The organism is Thiothrix caldifontis (assembly GCF_900107695.1).
Taxonomy (GTDB): Bacteria; Pseudomonadota; Gammaproteobacteria; order Thiotrichales; family Thiotrichaceae; genus Thiothrix; species Thiothrix caldifontis.
This window is the reverse complement of record NZ_FNQP01000008.1, coordinates 21,419-40,470: the sequence shown is the minus strand read 5'-3', so window position 1 is coordinate 40,470 and position 19,052 is coordinate 21,419. Positions and strand designations below refer to the sequence as shown.

Genomic DNA, 19,052 nt, shown 5'->3' with positions numbered 1-19,052 from the left:
GCGATTCCCCCTAAAGCTGCGAGTATGGTTACGTAAAGTTGGGCGGCTGCTGGTGCTGATAGGCATCGCAGCCGTTTTACTGTTGGTGCAACGTTATGATCCCGAAAATGTGTACAGTGAATGGCAGACACGTGTCTGGAATACCTACCAGCATTGGGGGGTGAAGGTTACTGATCGCAAACCGCTGGCTTTTGTGGTGCAAATTGATGGTGAAAGCATCAAAACAGTACGCCAGTTATACGGTGAAGATTGGCCTTGGCCGCGCAAGCGTTATGCTGAGTTGCTGAGAATTTTGTTTGAGGAATATCACGTTGATGTGGTTGGGGTGGATATGTTTATGCCCTACGTCCGTGATGCTGAGGGTAATGATGCGTTGCTCACGTTAGCGCGTCAGCATCATCTGGTTTTTGCGCAGGTCTTTGATTTTAGCCCATCAGATAAAGCATTTACCACGGGACGTACTGTGGGCGGTGTACCGATGCAAGCAGTTCCGGGGGGGGAAATATTTCCTCAGGCCAATGGCTATCTTGGGTTGACGCCACAGCTTGCTGAAGCGCCTTGCGTTGGGCATGTGTCGCCGGTCAAGGATGCGGCCAATGGCTTGATTACCAAAGTACCGTTATTGGTTAGGTATGACGGGCGTTTGTATCCGATGTTGGCGATGGAGATGTTGCGTTGCAAAGCGGATGGACAATACGACTTGTCAGTATCGCCTCATGTTAATGGTTGGCAATTAGCAGCGCATGATTTATTGGGTGACGGTGAAACGGTGCGTTTGCTGGTGGATGAATCCGGGTTGTGGCGCGTACCCTATCAAATTAAAACCAATAATATTGATGCTATTTTTGCGAGTGATGTTTTTCGGCGTCAGTTGCCTGATTCAATCGTCAGCAGTTTACGTAACAGTATGGTGCTGCTTGCAGGAACTGCCCCCGGTTTGGGTGATCAACATGCTACGCCATTGGATGCGAGCGTGGCAGGTGTCACGGTGCATCTGCAATTGCTGGAGTGGTTGTTGTCAGGGCAAGAGAATGCACCGGCATTTTCATTGGATGTTTGGTCATGGATGATCGGTATTGTTGGTTTAGCCGGGCTATACCTGCTGTTAGTGTATGGGGCAGGGGCAGGCGTGGTGGTGGTGACGCCTTTGCTATTGGCGGTTGGGTGGTTGGGGTTAGGTTTTTGGGCATGGGTGGAAAAGCAGTGGTTTATTCCAATGCACCCGGCGGTGGTGTTTACTGCCTTTTTGATGATTCAAGTGCCATTAGAATGGTGGTTGGCACAACGCACGACAGGGCGTTTACGTAAATTATTTCAAGATTATTTGCCGATGCAATTGGTGGGGCACATCGTTAACGACAATCGGCAGGACTTATTGCTGCCGAGTAAACGTTGTCTCACGTTGTTGTTTGCGGATATTGCAAATTTTACGCAACGGGCTGAGCATACCTCCCCCGAAGTGTTGGCGGAGTTAACGCAGCAAATTCTAGAGCGTCTTACGGCTGTCGCTCATCAGCATGAGGGAACGGTCGATAAATACATGGGCGATGCCGTGATGGTATTTTGGAATGCGCCCTTTCCACAGGAGGATCATGCCGATAGGGGAGTAAACGCTGCCATTGACATGATGCAGGCGATTGCGCAGTTCAATGCCGAAGGAGGCCCGTTATTACAGGGCGAGCCAGTCGCGGTCAGAATAGGTGTGAATACGGGTGAGGTGGTCGTGGGGGATTTAGGGACACGTTTCCGTCATGCTTATACTGCAATTGGGGATGCCGTTAATGTTACTGCTCGTTTACAATCGCTAGCACGCGAATTGCAAGAGTCTCTTGTGGTTAGTAAACAAACCGTTGAGTGTTTGTCTAAGTCTTGGCCGCTCGTGAGTAGTGGTGACATTACGTTAAAGGGACGACAAGAAGCGGTGGGGATTTATACCCTGACCAACCCGAAGGGAAGTGAGAGAAATGGCGAATCAATTGAGCAGTAGACGCAAAGCGAATACCAAAATGGTATTGGTTTGCTGGACGTTGAGTGTTAGTAGCGCAGCAGTTGCCCAAACGAAAATCAATATGGAGGAATTGATTGATCAAGCCACTCATGCTTGTGAGCAAGGTGATATTGCCCGTTTAGAGGAGCTTGATCAGTACATTCGTGGGTTGATAAAACAGCAAGCTGAGTTACAAGCACAGGAGGCGTATCTCACCAAAACACTGGCGTTGCTTCGGTTGGGGGTGTGTAAACCGCAACAGCCTGTGTCCCTATCTAATTTTAGGGGTAGGCCGCCCAATGGTTTAGTGTTAGCCACGCCAGAGAAAAAAACGACGGTGCAATTATCGACAGGCTATTTAGATAATGTCAATCAAGGTAGCCGTCATGAGCTGATTAGTTTCACCAGTCCATTCAATGGTCTTCAGATAGAAGGCCGTTTGGATGAACGTAGTCTGCCCTTGTCGTCTGCTGTTGTGGGGGTGAGGGGTGCTTATCAAGTCATTCAGGATGGGGGGCGCAAAGTGAGTACGGTTGCGGTCTCACGTCAGGAATACCCTGAAGCATCCGATTTCAGTAACACAACACTCTCTCTTAGTCGAAAGCAAGGATTGTCAGCGGGTAAGGAAGCCAGCGCACGTTTGGGTTTTATTCGGGATGATCAAGGTAATACGGAGCAGCGTCTTGGCGGCAGTTATTATCAACCGTGGGTTGTGACGGAACAGAGTAAGCTTGGTTTGTTGTCGACACTGGAATACGTTAATTACCCGAAAAAGCCTGAGTATGAAGCAGTGTTGGCGAGTGTGGCGGTTGAGCGCCTTCAGGCTCTACCCAAAGGTGATGTGAGTATTCGGGGGGGATTTGAGTTTGATCGTGCTTTAGATAAGCGTCCGGGTGGAGATCGGCGCAAAATAGAACTTTCTGCTCAATGGGGAGGCAAAGAACGTTGGGCGGGTTGGCAGCCTATTGCAGGCGCTAAGGTGACTTACCAGCTTGATGCAGAGCCTTTTGATTCGAGATTGTACGGTGACAGTACCCGTACACAACGCTATACCGGCGTGAATTTGGGCGTCACTAGAAACCTGAGCGATAAACAAAAATTACATCTTGGTTACCAGTACAGCCAGACACAAGATCGTGAAGTGAAAATTTTTGATCAGCCAGTCGGGAATGCAGTGGGTGTGACGTTCGAGACAAGCTTTTGAAATGGTAGGGGTTAGCTTAATGAGCTAACCCCGCGTTTTGGGTTGTTAAGGGCGTTTGGGTTTGCCCTTATCTTTGTTCGGCGCTTTCTTGATAGTTGGTTTGCGAGCAGGCGGCTTGTCACCACCAAACTTGGGCTTACCGTCTGCCACGAAAGGGGATTTTTCTTTCTCGCTGCGTGGGCGACGATCAGGGCGTTGTTCACCGCTACGGGTACTATCACGGCGGGGTGGTGGTCCATCACGGCGCGGTGGGCGGCGTTCATCACGATCGCGGCGTCCGCTACTGCTACCCCCACGGTTAGGGGAGTAATCAGCAGCGGCTTCACCAGCCGGTTCGATATTAAGCATTTGCCCTGCAACCCTTGCGGTTCTTAACTCATGCAAAATATCTTTCGGCATTCCAGCCGGTAAGTCGACTAAGCTGCAATCATCTTGGATTTCGATATAACCGATGTAACGGCTATCCAGCCCCGCTTCGTTGGCAATAGCACCCACAATATTGCCCGGTTTTACCCCGTGAGTACGCCCTACCGCAATGCGGAAACGTTCCATAGGAATGGTGTCGTCGTCGCTACTAAACGCGGAATTGGCAGCATTGGATTTGCGTTTGCCGGGGCGGCGTTCTTGCTCACGTTCACGATCAGCGTTGGGGTTGAAAGCAGCATGATTTTTCCTTTCTTCCAACAACAGCGGTGCATCGCCTTGCAGTAGTTTGGCAAGGGCTGCGGCGATTTCGATAGCAGGAACGTTGTGTTCGCGCTCGTAGCTTTCCAGCAATTGTGAGAAGAAATCCAAGCCTTCTTCTGCTAGGGTGTCGGTGATACGTTGGTTGAATTGGGCAATCCGCAAATTATTGATGACTTCGGTGGAGGGGAGTTCCATCAGGTCAATCGGTTTGCGGGTGGCTCGTTCAATGGCGCGGAGCAAATGGCGTTCACGCGGGGAAACGAACAGGATGGCGTCACCGCTGCGTCCCGCACGACCGGTACGACCGATACGGTGTACATAGGATTCGGTGTCTGTCGGAATGTCATAGTTGATGACGTGACTGATGCGTTCCACATCCAAGCCACGAGCCGCAACATCAGTCGCAATCAGGATGTCGATTTTGCTTTTCTTCAACTGATCAATGGTACGTTCGCGCACATTTTGGGGAATGTCACCGTTGAGGGCAACTGCGCTGTAACCACGTGCTTGTAGCTTGTCAGCCAGTTCCACCGTTTCATTTTTGGTGCGCACGAAAATGATGACGGCTTCAAAAGGTTCGGCTTCAAGAATGCGGGTGAGAGCATCCAGCTTGTGCAAGCCGCTGACTAACCAGTAACGCTGACGGATAGTGTCAGCCGTGGTAGTTTTGACCTTGATTTTGACTTCGGCAGGGTCAGTTAAATAACTTTGCGCAATGCGGTGAATGGCCGGTGGCATGGTCGCTGAGAACAATGCAATTTGGCGGTTCGGCGGGGTTTGTTCCATGATCCATTCAATGTCTTCGATGAAGCCCATGCGCAACATTTCGTCGGCTTCATCCAGCACCAGCGCTTGCAAACCGTCAAGCTTGAGGGAGCCTCTGCGTAAATGGTCCATTACCCGCCCCGGTGTACCGACCACGACTTGCACGCCGCGTTCCAATTGGCGGAATTGGGTACGGTAGTCTTGTCCGCCGTAAATGGGCATGACATGGAAACCGGGGAGTTTACCTGCGTATTTTTGGAAAGCTTCAGCGACTTGAATCGCCAGTTCGCGGGTTGGAGCGAGCACGAGAATTTGTGGCCCGGTTTTGCTCATGTCCAAACGTGAGAGCAGGGGTAGGGCGAAGGCAGCGGTTTTACCTGTGCCGGTTTGCGCTTGTCCTAATACATCGCGCCCCTCCAGCAAGTAGGGAATGGTTTCAGCTTGAATCGCTGAAGGAGTTTCATAGCCAAGGTCTTGTACAGCCTGTAAAACAGGGGCAGCAAGGCCGAATTCAGTGAACGCGGGGAGTGTGTTTGTTTCTGGGGACATGGGGTTTCAGAGTGAGGAGGAAACCGGGCATTATGCGCCAGTTTCCTGTTAAGATAAATCCTTATTTCTATAAATCGCGTGCGAAGGTGCTGAAGTATTCGGTCATGACTTGTGCGTAAGGTTTGATGCAGTTGGTGTGATCAGCGGGTACGGCTGCGCATACTTCTAAAGCTATGTCGGGCGTGTTTTTAGCACGCATTCCGCTAATGGCACGTTCTGAATTCCCATAGGGAACCGTTTCGTCATCACGCCCATGTGTTAGGCGAGTTGGGGTGGTGGTTCGCCAGTCGTAAAGGCTGTTGCGGCGCATGGTGTCGTAATCATCTGCCATCCAGTCAAGCAGAAAGGTTTTACTGAATTTAATGTCGCTTTCTTTGGGGATCAGAAAATACAGCAATACATCTACCGTGGCTTCGTCGATCTTACCGGGGTATTTAGCAGCAGGAGCAGGGCGGCTAAAACCTAATGCACCACCAGCGGCTGCTAGCAAGGCTTTAGTGCTCAGTAACTCATCGAGTGTGTATTGGAGGTCGTAAGGCCCTGCACCCGCAACACTGGCGGTAATCGGGATACCCGCTGCTTCCAGTGCTTGTTGTGCGGCAAGCGTTACGTAGCCACCTTCGGAATAGCCAGTGAGGAACAGTTGATCGTTCAGGGGCAAGCGTTGTTCGGCAAGCCATTGTTTCGTCGCTGTAATAAAGTCAGTGACAGCCGCCGCAGAGGGTTCTTTTTGCAGGTAGGGGTGCTCTTTGCCGCGTGATTCGCCATAGCCGATATAGTCTGCTGCAATCACCACATAACCCATTGAAGCAAGGATATTCATGGGGGAGGTGGCGGCGGTGTCATTACTGGGGGCTTCTCTGTCGAAGAAAACCGTGCCGTGTTGGAAGCTGAGCAAGGGGCTTTTAGCGCCAGCAGGTTTTTGTGGTACGGCAATCACGCCGGAAGCGTTGGTGAGGTTGTTGCTGCCATCCAGTGTTTGGTAGGTAACGCGGTATTGTTTAACATCATATAATGGGATGAGAGGGGGCGTCTTGGTGATAGGGTTGCTGACAGCCGCAGTACTGTCTTGAACGGTATTGGTTTTGACGAGTTCCCCGTTAAGTAATGCACCACGTGTATTGGTGATGCGAGGGGGAATAGCCGGGAGAGCAATCGTGTTGCTTGCATTTGAGGCATTGTCTGCGAGGTTGGTCTGCGCGGTGCTACTTCCTCCACCACAAGCAGTAAGCAAGACGCTACACGTCAATAACAACAACGTGGATCGCAAAAAACTGCGATAAGACACTACAGGCATAGGGGAACACTCCAAAATTGTCGATTTGACCAAAGTATAGGTTATTGGTCGAATAAACGAAGCCTTGGGTTCACGTGTTCCCCTTGGAATTTACTCCTCGCCCAAACCTGACATGCCCAGGATATTCCAGCCACCGTCAACGTAGGTAATTTCACCGGTAATTCCCGATGCCAAATCAGAACACAAGAAGGCTGCGGCATTACCCACTTCTTCAATCGTCACATTGCGGCGCAGTGGGGCATATTTCTCGAAATGATCCAACATTTTGCGGAAACCGGCGATGCCCGAAGCGGCTAGGGTACGAATGGGGCCTGCGGAAATCGCATTCACACGAATGCCTTGTGGCCCTAAGTCAGCAGCCATGAAACGTACACCCGCTTCTAGGCTGGCTTTTGCCATACCCATGACGTTGTAGTTAGGAATGGCGGCGACCGCACCCAAATAGCTCAGTGCCAACAGCGACCCCTTGCGCCCTGCCATCAGTGGCTTTGCATACCGTGCCATTGCCAGGAAGCTGTAAGCGCTGATGTCGTGCGCAATGTTTGAGCCTTCGCGTGTGGTGTTATCCACAATACTGCCTGACAGTTGTTCTTTGGGAGCAAATGCGATGGAGTGCACTACAATATCCAGCCCATCCCAGTGCTCACCGAGTTGCTGGAAAGCCGCTGCAATGCTGGCATCCTCAGCGACTTCGCAGGGAATCACGATGCTGGAGCCAAATTGGGCAGCGTACTTTTCCACGCGGCCTTTCAGTTTGTCGTTCTGGTAGGTGAAAGCCAGTTCCGCGCCTTCGCGGTGCATGGCTTCGGCGATGCCGTAGGCAATGGAACGGTCACTTGCGACCCCGGTAATTAGAGCGCGTTTGCCAGTCAGAAAACCCATGTGAACTCCTGTTGCGTTAGTGTTATGCTGTAGAATCTTGAATTATGCAGTAAATGAACAAGCGTATGCAAAAGCGATCGAGTACGTCGAGTTGGTTATTGTCTCTGCTGATTGCATTGGTGATAGTGTTGTTGCTGTTGACGATGTACCAGATTGATCGACAATGGTTAAAGTTGGCGGAAGTGCAGACGACGCTGGCGGAACAAGCCAAAGATATACGCGAACTGCGCACCGCACTTGCCAGTGGTACGGTACGCCAGCAAACCGGGAATGCCAGCGATAACAGCGGCGTTTCCCCCGCCTTTCAACGCGCCCAAGCGATGACGCAACAGTCTGATTATGCGCAAGGCGATTGGAGTGTGGATGCGTTTGGCACGAACCTCAAAACGCTAACGCCACTGGTTTCCAGTGATGCTTATGCGTCAGAAGTACAAAATTATGTGTTGGAAAGTTTAGTTACGCGCAACCCTGATACGTTGGAGTGGGAAGGCTTGATTGCCAAAAGTTGGCAGGTCAGCCCCGATGGTTTGACAATTACCTTCCAGATGCGTGATGACGTCACGTTTTCCGACGGTGTACCACTCACCGCAGACGACATTGTGTTCAGCTTTAACTTCATTATGACCGAGGCGATTCAAGCGCCGCGCCAACGTGCTTATCTAGAGAAAATCAAAGAAGTGAAAGCAAATGGCAAATACGAAGTTGTATTTATTTACAAAGAACCGTATTTCGAGGCGTTTGACCTGGCAGGTACGTTGAGTATTTTACCTAAACATTTCTATGAGCCTTATTTACAGAAGCCACAGGAATTCAACGAGTCCAAAGGCTTGTTGTTAGGGAGTGGGCCTTATCGTTTACTTGACCCGAAAGCATGGACACCTGACAAAGGTAATGTGGAGCTGGTACGCAATGAGCGTTATTGGGGTGATGTGCAACCATCTTTCAATCGTGTGTTATGGAAAATTATTCAAAATGACAGCGCTCGTCTGACCACGTATCGCAATGGTGAGATTGATGCGTATGGCGCAAGACCCAATGAATACGCTGATCTGAAAAATGATGCACAAATTATGGGGAAGAGCCATAACTTTGAGTACATGCCGCCGGTTGCGGGTTACAGCTACATTGGCTGGAATCAGGAGCGTGGTGGCAAACCGACGCGCTTTGCAGATAAACGGGTGCGGCAGGCAATGTCGTATTTAACCGATGTGCCGCGCATTATTCAGGATATTTTCCTTGGTTATGCTGAACCCGCCGTTAGCCCGTTCAGCAATACCAGTAAGCAACATGACCCCAGTTTGCAGCCTTGGCAATTCAATTTAGAAAAAGCACAAGCCTTGTTGAAAGAGGTGGGTTACGAAGACCGTAACGGTGATGGGGTGTTGGAAGATCCACAAGGCAAGCTGTTTGAGTTCAAGCTCACGTATTTTGAGGCGAATGAAGACACCAAGCGCATGGTGTTGTTGCTGAAAGATTTGTATGCGCGTGCGGGTGTAAAAATGGAACCGTTCCCGCAAGAGTGGCCGGTGATGCTGGAGTCTTTGAACAAAAAAGAGTTTGACGCGATTACCTTGGGTTGGACGAGTGGGATTGAAACGGATATTTTTCAGATGTTCCACAGTTCGCAAGCCAAAACGGATGGGGATAATAGTATCAGCTATAAAAGTCCAGCGCTGGATAAGCTGATTGATCAGGCTCGTGCCACGGTCGATGAAACACAGCGAATGCCGCTATGGCAGCAAGCTGAGCGTATTATGGTAGACGATCAGCCCTATACGTTTTTGATGCGTCGTCAGTCGCTGTCGTTTGTGGATAAGCGGATTCAAAACTTACAAATGACTAAGCTGGGGTTGAATAGGGGCAGTTTGCCGGTGGAGAACTATGTGCCAGCGGCAATGCAGAAATATTAATCCTCTTCCAGTAACTGATACAGGCCGGGAATATCGTTTAAGTAGAGATTCTTACCATCTTTAGTGACTAAGCCTTCGTCCACTAGCGTAGTTAGGGCGCGGGAAATACTTTCACGGGTTGTCCCCAGCAAGATAGAGAGATCGTATTGAATCGGCAGATTACGGATGCAGACAGTTTCTTTCGGGTCAATATCTTTTGGCAACTGCCCCAATAGATAAGCAGCAAGGCGATTGGAAATACTCTGTTGTTGCAATACTTGGCGATGCAGATTGTTGTTGCGAATAACCGTTGCCATGTTTTGCATGATTTTGCGCGATACTTGTGGAACGGTATAGATGAGTTTTTCTGCGTCTTGCGGGCTAATTGAAGCGACTTCACAGCGTGTTGTCGCTTGTACACTCGCTGATCGCGGTAGACTGTCAATCACTGCCAGCTCACCAAAGTGAGTGGGTGCATCTAAAATCGCCAGTGCAATTTCTTGCCCTTGCCGATTAAGATCTAGCATTCGTACTTGCCCACTTAAAAGGAAAAAGAAACGCCGTGTTGTGTCATGGCGCTCAATAATAACGTGCCCTCTATTTACCTGTTCAAAACGACAGGATTTGGCTAACGATTCCAGTAGCTCTGTGGGTAAGTCGGTCAATAAGGGGACTTGAGCCAGTAGTTTTGCGTGTGTAACTTTCATTTTTCGACATCAACGCCAATTAACAATGTGTATCCTACGGTAAGGATAGCACTTTTGCGCTCAATATATTTTATAGATTGCGATTGATTATTGCAGAATGTGGTTGAGTGTGCACTGCTGAGCTAGACGGCTTGAGAGAGGTTGTGTAATCTGAGTCCTCCACCACCAGTCAGGATAGAATAACTTGCTAAACTACCTCCTGCGCCGTTTGCTTTTGATGATTCCCACCTTGTTGGGTATTACCCTTGTTGTCTTTACTGTGATGGCACTTTCCCCCGGTGGCATTACGGCGCAATCGCTGGTCGGGGGCGCAAATATGAATCCGCAGGAAAAAGCGGCCTTGACGGCTTATTACAACCAGCGTTATGGCCTTGATCAACCCGCACCGCTTCAGTATCTACGTTGGCTTAATAACGTTTCGCCTATCGGTTTCACACAGGATGCGGAAGGTGATTACACGGGCTTTTCCTTCACTAAGGGGATGGATTTGGGTAATAGCTTCATGTATGGCAGGCCGGTTAGCGACATTCTTGCTGAACGAATTCCGATCACGCTACTGCTTAATCTGGTGACGATTCCGCTGATTTATTTGATTGCGATTGTGGTGGGGGTGAAAGCGGCAACGGATAGGGGCGGGCGCTTTGATGTGGTGTCCAGTGTGTCGATGTTAGCGTTGTGGTCGATTCCGACGATGTTGGCGGGAGTCTTATTGCTAGGCTTCTTTGCGAATACCCAATATTTTCAGTGGTTCCCAACGGCGGGGATTTCCAGCCGTGCCGCGCAGGATATGCCGTTTCTGCCGCACCTGTTAGGCGGGGAGTTTGTGCCAGGGTATTTGCTGGATCGTCTTTGGCATTTGGTGCTGCCCGTGATTTGTTTGTCTTACGCCGGTTTTGCGGGGTTGGCTAAACTGACCCGAACGTCGGTGCTGGAGAATCTGCAAGCGGATTATGCTCGCACGGCTCGTGCTAAGGGGTTGGCAGAGGAGGATGTGCTCTGGAAACATGTGTTTCGCAATAGCCTGCTGCCGCTGATTACGGTGTCTGCGGGTTTACTGCCGAGCTTGTTAGCGGGTTCATTGATTGTGGAAAACATTTTCAGTATCAATGGCATGGGGCAACTGGCAGTCGAGGCAGTGAAAGGCCGTGATCGCGAATTGGTGCTTTCGATTACGTGGATCAGTGGTTTCTTGACCTTGATTGGTTATCTGATTGCGGACTTTTGTTACACACTGGTGGATCCGAGGGTATCGTATGACTGAAATGACGGCACATACGGTTAGCCGCGACTCCTTTTCACGGCGTATCTGGCGTAAAACATGGCAAGGTGTTGGGGTGAAACTCGGCTTTGCTTGGGTGGGGATCTTGGTTTTCATGGGGGTGTTTGCGCCTTTTCTGGCAAATTCCATGCCCTTATTGATGAGCAAAGCGGGCGTGATTTCTGCGCCAGTATTGGCGTATCTGACCGCAGAAGATGTGCTGGTACTGGTCATGTTGGTGTTGGCACTGGTGTTGGTGTGGTTGCCGTTAAGTGGCGCTAAACGGGTGTTGTTGTTTGTGGTAGGCACACTCGTGGCTGCGGTGATGGCGAATGCATTCGTAAAGCCGCCTGCGGTAAAAATCTACGATGAATTTCGTACCCCTGCTTATACCGAGGTTGACTGGCGCATTATGCCGCTGATTCCCTATGCACCGACGGACTATTTGCGTGATTACCCTGAGCATGGTCTGGAAGCACCGTTAGCCGCAACAGAGCGTTTTCACTTGATGGGTACGGAAGAAAATGGTGCGGATGTCTTCAGTCGTATGATTCACGCTTCACGTATTGCCCTGAGTATTGGCTTGATTGCCACGGGTATCGCGATGGTCATCGGGGTGATTCTGGGGGGGCTGATGGGTTATTTTTCCGGGGTGGTCGATATGATTGGGATGCGCTTGGTGGAAATTTTTGAGGCGATTCCCACGCTATTTTTGCTACTGACGTTCGTGGCTTTTTTCGGACGTAGCTTGTACATGATGATGATTATCATCGGTGTGACCAGTTGGTCGGGGTATGCCCGTTATATTCGTGCTGAATTTCTCAAGTTGCGCAAACAGGAGTATGTGCAAGCAGCCGTGGCGAGTGGCCTGCCGTTGTCGTCGATTTTATTCCGCCATATGTTGCCAAATGGTGTTGCCCCGTTGTTGGTAGCAGTCAGTTTTGGTGTAGCTTCGGCGATTTTGGCCGAAGCTACCTTGAGCTTTTTGGGGCTGGGTTTAGTAGGGGAACCGTCTTGGGGGCAAATGTTAGATCAGGCGGTGAAATCCTCTACCTTTAATTGGTGGATGGCGGTATTTCCTGGTGGTGCTATTTTTCTGACTGTATTTGCTTATAACCTGATTGGGGAAGCGTTCCGCGATGCCATTGACCCGAAACTGTCACGTAATGCGGGGGTTGGTTCATGACGCAGCCTTTGCTTGAAGTCAGAAATTTACGTACCTACTTGAGCAGTGGTGGGCGTACCGTGAAAGCGGTCGATGATGTGAGCTTCAGTATCCCCAAGGGCGAAACGTTTTGCTTGGTGGGGGAGTCGGGCAGTGGTAAGTCGATTTCGGCGTTGTCGGTGATCCGCTTGTTGCCGCAGGCTATCGCCACACATCCCGGTGGGGAAATTCTGTTTAATGGACAGGATATGCTGACGTTGCCGGAAGCCTCGTTAAGGAGCATACGCGGTTCGCAAATTGCAATGATTTTCCAAGAGCCGATGACGTCTTTGAATCCGGTATTTTCGGTGGGGGAGCAGATTACCGAAGCGTTGCAATTGCATCACCCGACCATGAGTGATGCCGAGGCGGTGGAGCGGGCAATGCTGGCGTTGGAGCAAGTGCAAATTCCTAAAGCGCGGGAGCGTTTCCGTGATTATCCGCACCAGTTATCCGGTGGGCAGCGTCAACGGGTGATGATTGCAATGGCTTTGGCCTGTGAGCCGGAATTATTGATTGCCGATGAACCAACCACGGCACTGGATGTGACGGTACAGGCAGAAATTTTGCGTTTAATGCGCCAACTGCAAGACGATACCGGTATGAGCACCTTATTTATCACCCATGATTTTGGGGTGGTAGCACAAATGGCGCAACAAGTCGGGGTGATGCAGCAAGGCAAGTTAGTGGAGGTCGGCAATACTGCACAGGTATTGCGGCAACCTCAACACGCTTACACCCAACAATTGCTGGCAGCAGTGCCGGAGAATTTGGCGCGGTGTCGGCCTCGTAGGTCGGACTTCAGTCCGACAATGCTTACAGAAGATGTCGGACTGAAGTCCGACCTACCAGCTCTCCTCTCCATCCGTAATCTCAAGGTTTGGTTTCCGATTAGAAAAGGTATTTTACGCCGCACGGTAGATCATGTACGTGCGGTCGATGATGTGTCGCTAGACATTCCTCAAGGTCAAATTGTGGCGTTGGTGGGCGAATCGGGTTGCGGTAAGACCACCTTGGGGCGTGCTATTGTGCAATTGGAAAAACCGACATCAGGCAGTATTCAACTTCAAGGGCAGGAGTTAACGGGGCTTTCAGCACGGGAACTACGCCCGTTACGCCCGAAAATGCAGATTGCTTTTCAAGACCCGCAATCATCCCTTAACCCACGTCTGCTGGTGGAAACGACGCTAACTGAGCCGCTTAAAGCGCACGGCAGGTGTGCTAACCATGAGGAGCGCATTGAGTACGCAGCCAAGATTCTTGCGGATATGCAGCTTTCCCGTGACACGTTGTGGCGTTACCCACATGAGTTTTCGGGGGGGCAACGTCAGCGCATCGGTTTGGCTCGCGCTTTGGTATTGAATCCAGCGTTTATTGTGTGTGATGAGATCACCAGTGCGCTGGATGTGTCGGTACAGGCAGAAATCCTGCAATTGCTGCTAAAAATTCGTGCTGAACACAACCTGACATTGTTATTCATTACCCACAATATCGGGGTGGTGGAATATTTGAGTGATCAAACCGTGGTGATGTATAAGGGGCAAATTGTGGAGCGAGGGACTACCGCTGAGGTATGCGGTAATCCCCAAGATGCTTATACAAAAAAACTGTTACAAGCTGTGCCGCGTTTGTGGGGTTGAACGTAGCGCAGTATTAATCTTTTTTCCAGAATTTTGAGCCGCAATCCTGACACCAGAATTTATGTTGGCGAGTTAATAATTTCTCATACCAAGTACGCCGTACTGGTAGAATATAAGCACTACGGCAGCTTGGGCAGCCGATGCGGCTTTGCTTAAGCCAATCAAAATGATGCTTTTGAGAAAATGGACGTGGCGGCGTGGTGACCACCAATGCTTTGGATGTACTTAACATAATATAAGCCCCTGACACTGCGAAAGATCAGCAAACTAAACTAAGTGAGCATAAAAATCAATCCTTGATAGCATCATCACTTTGCCACAAATAACGCCCAACTGCTAGCCATGAGCCAATAATCCCTAACAGGCTACTGGCTAGGAGTATTTTTAAGGTCATAAACACATCAATACCGCTGAGAATAAACGTACTGCCATAGAGATTTGCCAGTTTAGTAACAGGTTCGACTAGAAATAGCAGTGCCACATGGACAATCACTAGGCTCAATACCCCGCCGAACAAGCCTAGCCAAATACCGTTATAAATAAACGGACGACGAATGTAGGCATTGGTTGCGCCAATCAGTTGCGTGACACGGATTTCTTCCTTGCGGTTTTCGATGTCGAGACGAATGGTATTACCGACCACCAGTAGCACGGTTAGCCCCAGCAAAATGGAGACAACCAGCACGATACGTTCGGCGATGCGTAAAATGCCGCGTAGCCGTTGCACCCATTCCACATCGATTTGAACATCGTCCACTTCGGGGAAAGCTTTGAGTTTTTTGGATAAGCCTTCGACATCCATTTCCAGATCGCCGAGCAAACTGAGCCGAGGGGTGAGGATCAGTACGTGCGGCAGGGGATTTTCATCCAGTGTTTCCAAGGTTTGTGCAAAGCCGGTGATTTTGCGGAAATCAGCTAAGGCTTCTTCGCGGGTCACGACACGCACATTGTCGATTTCTGGCATTTCAGAGAGCAATTCTGCGCGGTCTTTGGCTTGTTGTTCGGCAACGGATTGTTTTAGGAATAAGGTAATGGTGGGAACTTCGCGTTTATCCGCCGTTAACGTCTGCATGTTTTTGAGCAATAAATGCAGGCTGGTGGGCAGGGAAAGTGCAATAGCAATCGCTGCGAGTGTGATCCAAGTGGATACGGGGTTGAACCACAAACGTTCCATGCTGAATTTGATGGCACTCGCTTGTTGATTCCACCAGACGCTCAGCGGGTTAGTGGTAGATGCCGCATTACGCTTTGGAGCCGTTTTTTTATTACTTGGGTTAGCCATTAGTCCACCTTTTGTAAGACGATGGTGCGTTTTTTCATGCGTTCTACCAGCCCATGATCGTGGCTGGCAATCATGACGGTTGCACCGAGTTCGTTGAATTGCGCAAAGGTAAACATAATGTCTTGCGCCAATTCCGGGTCGAGGTTACCGGTAGGCTCATCTGCCAGAATAATGGTGGGCTTGTTAACCATGGCACGGGCAATGCCGACACGCTGTTTTTCCCCGGCAGAGAGCATTAAGGGAAAGGTGGTTTCCCGCCCCGTCAGCCCGACTTTATCGAGTGCGGCCTGTACGCGGCGACGGGTTTCGCTTTGCCCCATTCCGGCAATGCGCAAGGGCAGAGCAATGTTGTCGAATACGCTACGGTCATACAAGAGATGTGGGTCTTGAAAAATAAAGCCAATGCGGCGACGGTAATTGGGGATTTGACCACGCCCTAGCTTGCTTAAAGAACGCCCGCCAATCAAAACTTCCCCTTTGCTAGGGCGTTCTAGCATAGCGACCAATTTCAAGAGGGTGCTTTTACCTGCGCCGGAATGCCCGGTGATGAACACCATTTCACCGGCTTCTAGCGTCAAGTTAATGTTGTACAGGGCAAGCTGCCCCGTGGGGTATTTCTTACTAACTTGTTTGAATTCAATCATGTGGTTTTGTCGTCTCCGGCAAGCAGGGCGCTGGTGAATTCATACGCATCGAATTCTTGCAGGTCGTCAATGCTTTCACCCACGCCGATGAAGCGTACCGGAATTTTGAGTTGTTGGGCAATGGCGAACAGAATCCCGCCTTTGGCAGTTCCGTCCAGTTTAGTGACGGTGATTCCCGTCAGCCCTAATGCTTCGTTGAATTGTTTGGCTTGTACCAAAGCATTTTGACCAATGCTGGCATCCACAATCAGCATGATTTCATGCGGTGCAGTGCCGTCGAATTTCTGAATAACCCGTTTGACCTTTTTCAGCTCATCCATCAAATTGGTTTGGGTGTGCAAGCGCCCGGCAGTATCCGCCAGCAATACGTCGATCTTACGCGCTTTGGCGGCTTGAAACGCATCGAAAATCACCGAGGCGGAATCCGCGCCGCTGCCTTGGGCAATCACCGGAATATTATTGCGTTCGCCCCAAATGGTGAGCTGTTCCACGGCGGCGGCGCGAAAGGTATCCCCAGCGGCGAGCATCACGGATTTGCCGTCTTGCTGGAATTTTTTGGCAAGCTTGCCAATGGTGGTGGTTTTACCCGCACCATTGATACCGACCATGAGCAGCACAAACGGCTGGTGTGAGCCGTCGATTTCCAAGGGTTGTGCAGCGGGGCGGAGGATGCGGTGCATTTTGTTGTAGAGCGCTTGCATCAGCGCATCCATATCCGCGAGTTCGGCACGCTTCACCCGGCTGGTGAGGTCGCTCATGATTTCACGGGTGGCTTCGATACCAACGTCGGCGGTAAGTAAGCGCGTTTCCAGCTCCTCCAGCACATCGTCGTCGATTTGCTTTTTGCCCACCACCAGCGTTGCCATGCCCTCGGTAAGGGCATGGCTGGTTTTTGATAGACCGCGTTTTAACCGCGCAAATAAACCTTCCGCCGGGGCAGGGGCTTGCGGAACTACCGTAGTGGCATCAGGTAATTCCGGCTTTTTTTTCTTTCCGAATCCAAACATCGTACAATGACCGTCCAGCTTTATTATCGTCAGGTGCGAGAATGCGAAGAATACTACCATTTGCCAGACAAAACCGTAATTTGACATCTTCCCCTCCCCAAAAAAAGGGGATTCCTACTGCATTCAGCTAAATAACTGACTTACTTCGGCGAGTTCCTGCTTCATCGAGCGACTGAATATCGCATCTCCACAGGCTAACAAGCGGTGTCCCCGCTCTTTAACATTGATCGCACCGACATGATCGGCGTGATTTTCATAGTGACATTTCACGCACACAAACTTCGCTTGCGTCTGGCGATTATTCGCTGAGACGTGATGGCATTCGGGGCACTCTTGACTGGTGTAATACGCGGGTACGGCAAATAATATACCCCCATTCCATGCTAGTTTATAGTCGAGTTGCCGCCGAAACTCACCCCAACCTTGGTCGAGAATCGCTTTGTTTAAGCCGGATTTGGCTGCAACGTTCGTGCCGGGGTTTTCTGCCGTGCCTGCCGCTGATTGGGACATATTGCGTACCCGCAAATCTTCGATGAACACGAGCGCGTGGTTTTTGCTGATCGTGGTCGTCGCTTTGTGCAGGAAATCACGGCGGGAATTGGCAATTTGGGTGTGGACTTTTTGGACTTTGGCTTTCGCCTTTTTCCAGTTGTTACTGAATTTCTGCTTATGCGCCATGCGCCGTTGGTATTTGGCAAGTTTGGCTTGTTGGATTTTGAAGCTATTGAGCGGAGCGATGTAGCTGCCATCCGAGAACGTGGCAAAACGGGCTATGCCTAAGTCGATGCCGATAGCCGTAGTAACGGTGAGTACGGGGTGTTCTACTTCTCGCTGAGTTTGAATGCTCACAAACCATTTACTGTTTTTGCTGGAAACTGTGACATTGCGCAACTCACCTAAGACATCGCGGCTATTGCGGTAGCGTATCCATCCCAGTTTTGGCAGGAAAAGTCTGTTATTGCATTGATCGAGTTTGATTTGTTTTTGGTCAGGATAGCGGAAGCTGTCACCGCTACCCTTGCGTTTGAAACGAGGTAAGTCGGCACGGTTGGCGAAGAAGTTTTGGTAGGCTTTGTTTAGATCTTTCAGCACGCGTTGCAATGGATGAACCGGGGAATCTTTCAGCCACGGCGTTTCTGTGCTATTGCGCCATGCTGTCAGATGTTTTGCCATTGCCACGTAACCGATGAACTCTCCACCAGATGCGTAATTGGCTTGTTGCAACGCCAACGCCTTGTTGTAAACAAAGCGGCATGAACCCGCATAACGCAATAACAAACGTCGTTGTTTGCTATCTGGCTTGAGTTCGTATTTGAAGGCTTGGAGTCGTTGCATTTTTCGAGTATAGCTAACAATCGCACAGATGAGAGAGAATTTATGCGCCCCGCGAATTATATTTTCAGTATTTCAAGGTTGAACTGTGAATGCGAAATGTATAAAAAATGCCCCGACGTACTGTTGCTGGATCGTAGCCTATTTGCAGTCAAGCACCAGTATTTGATTGAGCTGAAATATGCTAAACAGTGACGGCGATGCGTGATGGAGACCAAAAAGCAAGAGCGAGTTATGCCAGTGCAAGATTATTTGCAATTGCTTGCTATTGTCATTTTGCCAAAACTCAGTGTGTCGATCGATAGTGAGCGGGTTGAGGTGATGAGGGGTTTGCAACTTGGTTCAAGGATCGCTCACACGGTAACGGCTTGTATTTTGCTGATGGTCGCTTTACCCATTGGCTTCTGTTGCGAGATCTTGGCAATGGAGCAGTTAAGTAAAACGATGATATCTTGACCTATAGTATTTTTTTATGTTATATTTCCATATTATAAAAATTACTGTTAATTAAATTTTTTGTATTGGGAATTATTCTCATAATAAATAGACTTTAATAAAATTTTCTCTGTACACGATAGTTGTCCTAACTCATTGAATTTTTTAAACGAAAACGGCTTGACTCTCATGCGTCCATCATCCATCACCATGATTAAGTTAAAGAACAAAACAGCCGTCACTGTCTGCATCCAAGCCTTATTTCATATTTGCAAGGTGTTTT

16 protein-coding genes are annotated in these 19,052 nt (G+C 49.8%); 7 read left to right on the top strand and 9 right to left on the bottom strand.

Annotation, left to right across the window (positions count from 1 at the left end):
- The first annotated feature begins 52 nt into the window (after positions 1-52).
- Together BLV87_RS08095 and BLV87_RS08090 are read left to right on the top strand one after the other, a co-directional pair.
- Positions 53-1,987 carry an adenylate/guanylate cyclase domain-containing protein gene (locus BLV87_RS08095; protein ID WP_175517882.1) on the top strand — a complete coding sequence of 645 codons (1,935 nt, stop codon included), beginning with the start codon at positions 53-55 and terminating at the stop codon, positions 1,985-1,987.
- Positions 1,965-3,191 carry a hypothetical protein gene (locus BLV87_RS08090; protein ID WP_093067240.1) on the top strand — a complete coding sequence of 409 codons (1,227 nt, stop codon included), beginning with the start codon at positions 1,965-1,967 and terminating at the stop codon, positions 3,189-3,191. Before BLV87_RS08095 ends, BLV87_RS08090 begins: the two co-directional genes overlap by 23 nt.
- 45 nt (positions 3,192-3,236) lie before the next feature.
- On the opposite strand, the gene BLV87_RS08085 is transcribed toward BLV87_RS08090, so the two are convergent.
- The 3 genes from BLV87_RS08085 to BLV87_RS08075 all read right to left on the bottom strand — a co-directional run bounded on the left by BLV87_RS08085 (position 3,237) and on the right by BLV87_RS08075 (position 7,371).
- The gene (locus BLV87_RS08085) at positions 3,237-5,192 is read right to left on the bottom strand and encodes a DEAD/DEAH box helicase (RefSeq protein ID WP_093067237.1); all 1,956 of its coding nucleotides are present in this window, start codon (positions 5,190-5,192) and stop codon (positions 3,237-3,239) included.
- Between the two features lie 67 nt (positions 5,193-5,259).
- Complete coding sequence (locus BLV87_RS08080; RefSeq protein ID WP_093067235.1) at positions 5,260-6,489, bottom strand: alpha/beta hydrolase family protein; 1,230 nt, start codon at positions 6,487-6,489, stop codon at positions 5,260-5,262.
- 90 nt (positions 6,490-6,579) lie between these two features.
- Positions 6,580-7,371: an enoyl-ACP reductase FabI gene (locus BLV87_RS08075; RefSeq protein ID WP_093067232.1), complete on the bottom strand. Its 792-nt coding sequence runs from the start codon at positions 7,369-7,371 to the stop codon at positions 6,580-6,582.
- A gap of 65 nt (positions 7,372-7,436) precedes the next feature.
- Between BLV87_RS08075 and BLV87_RS08070 the strand changes: the two genes are divergently transcribed.
- Positions 7,437-9,281, top strand: a complete 1,845-nt coding sequence (locus tag BLV87_RS08070) for a peptide-binding protein (protein ID WP_093067230.1) — start codon at positions 7,437-7,439, stop codon at positions 9,279-9,281.
- Here the strand turns inward: BLV87_RS08070 and BLV87_RS08065 are convergent.
- On the bottom strand, positions 9,278-9,967 hold the full coding sequence (locus BLV87_RS08065; protein WP_093067228.1) for a Crp/Fnr family transcriptional regulator: 690 nt from the start codon (positions 9,965-9,967) through the stop codon (positions 9,278-9,280). The genes BLV87_RS08070 and BLV87_RS08065 overlap by 4 nt on opposite strands.
- A gap of 184 nt (positions 9,968-10,151) precedes the next feature.
- Between BLV87_RS08065 and BLV87_RS08060 the strand changes: the two genes are divergently transcribed.
- From BLV87_RS08060 to BLV87_RS08050, 3 genes are read left to right on the top strand one after another with little or no spacing between them, the layout of a single operon-like run.
- Positions 10,152-11,228 (top strand): ABC transporter permease, encoded by a 1,077-nt coding sequence (locus BLV87_RS08060; protein ID WP_093067225.1) that lies wholly within the window; start codon positions 10,152-10,154, stop codon positions 11,226-11,228.
- A gap of 1 nt (position 11,229) precedes the next feature.
- Positions 11,230-12,411 (top strand): ABC transporter permease, encoded by a 1,182-nt coding sequence (locus tag BLV87_RS08055; protein ID WP_093067553.1) that lies wholly within the window; start codon positions 11,230-11,232, stop codon positions 12,409-12,411.
- The gene (locus BLV87_RS08050) at positions 12,408-14,069 is read left to right on the top strand and encodes an ABC transporter ATP-binding protein (RefSeq protein ID WP_093067223.1); all 1,662 of its coding nucleotides are present in this window, start codon (positions 12,408-12,410) and stop codon (positions 14,067-14,069) included. The genes BLV87_RS08055 and BLV87_RS08050 overlap by 4 nt, the downstream gene beginning before the upstream one ends.
- A 13-nt stretch (positions 14,070-14,082) precedes the next feature.
- Here BLV87_RS08050 and BLV87_RS19020 read toward each other — a convergent pair whose 3' ends face one another.
- The 5 genes from BLV87_RS19020 to BLV87_RS08030 all read right to left on the bottom strand — a co-directional run bounded on the left by BLV87_RS19020 (position 14,083) and on the right by BLV87_RS08030 (position 18,337).
- Complete coding sequence (locus tag BLV87_RS19020) at positions 14,083-14,301, bottom strand: hypothetical protein (protein WP_139282142.1); 219 nt, start codon at positions 14,299-14,301, stop codon at positions 14,083-14,085.
- Positions 14,302-14,358: 57 nt separating this feature from the next.
- Positions 14,359-15,351, bottom strand: coding sequence for a permease-like cell division protein FtsX (gene ftsX / locus BLV87_RS08045; protein WP_093067221.1), 993 nt, complete (start codon positions 15,349-15,351; stop codon positions 14,359-14,361).
- A complete protein-coding gene (gene ftsE, locus BLV87_RS08040) occupies positions 15,351-15,995 on the bottom strand; it encodes a cell division ATP-binding protein FtsE (RefSeq protein ID WP_093067219.1) in 645 nt (214 codons plus the stop codon). The genes ftsX and ftsE overlap by 1 nt, the downstream gene beginning before the upstream one ends.
- Entirely contained in the window at positions 15,992-17,002 is a 1,011-nt protein-coding gene (gene ftsY, locus BLV87_RS08035; RefSeq protein ID WP_093067551.1) for a signal recognition particle-docking protein FtsY, read from the bottom strand. Before ftsY ends, ftsE begins: the two co-directional genes overlap by 4 nt.
- A 123-nt stretch (positions 17,003-17,125) precedes the next feature.
- Complete coding sequence (locus tag BLV87_RS08030) at positions 17,126-18,337, bottom strand: RNA-guided endonuclease InsQ/TnpB family protein (RefSeq protein WP_093067217.1); 1,212 nt, start codon at positions 18,335-18,337, stop codon at positions 17,126-17,128.
- Between the two features lie 204 nt (positions 18,338-18,541).
- Here BLV87_RS08030 and BLV87_RS08025 point away from each other — a divergent pair, with 204 nt between their 5' ends.
- On the top strand, positions 18,542-18,790 hold the full coding sequence (locus BLV87_RS08025; RefSeq protein WP_093067215.1) for a hypothetical protein: 249 nt from the start codon (positions 18,542-18,544) through the stop codon (positions 18,788-18,790).
- Positions 18,791-19,052 lie beyond the last annotated feature (262 nt).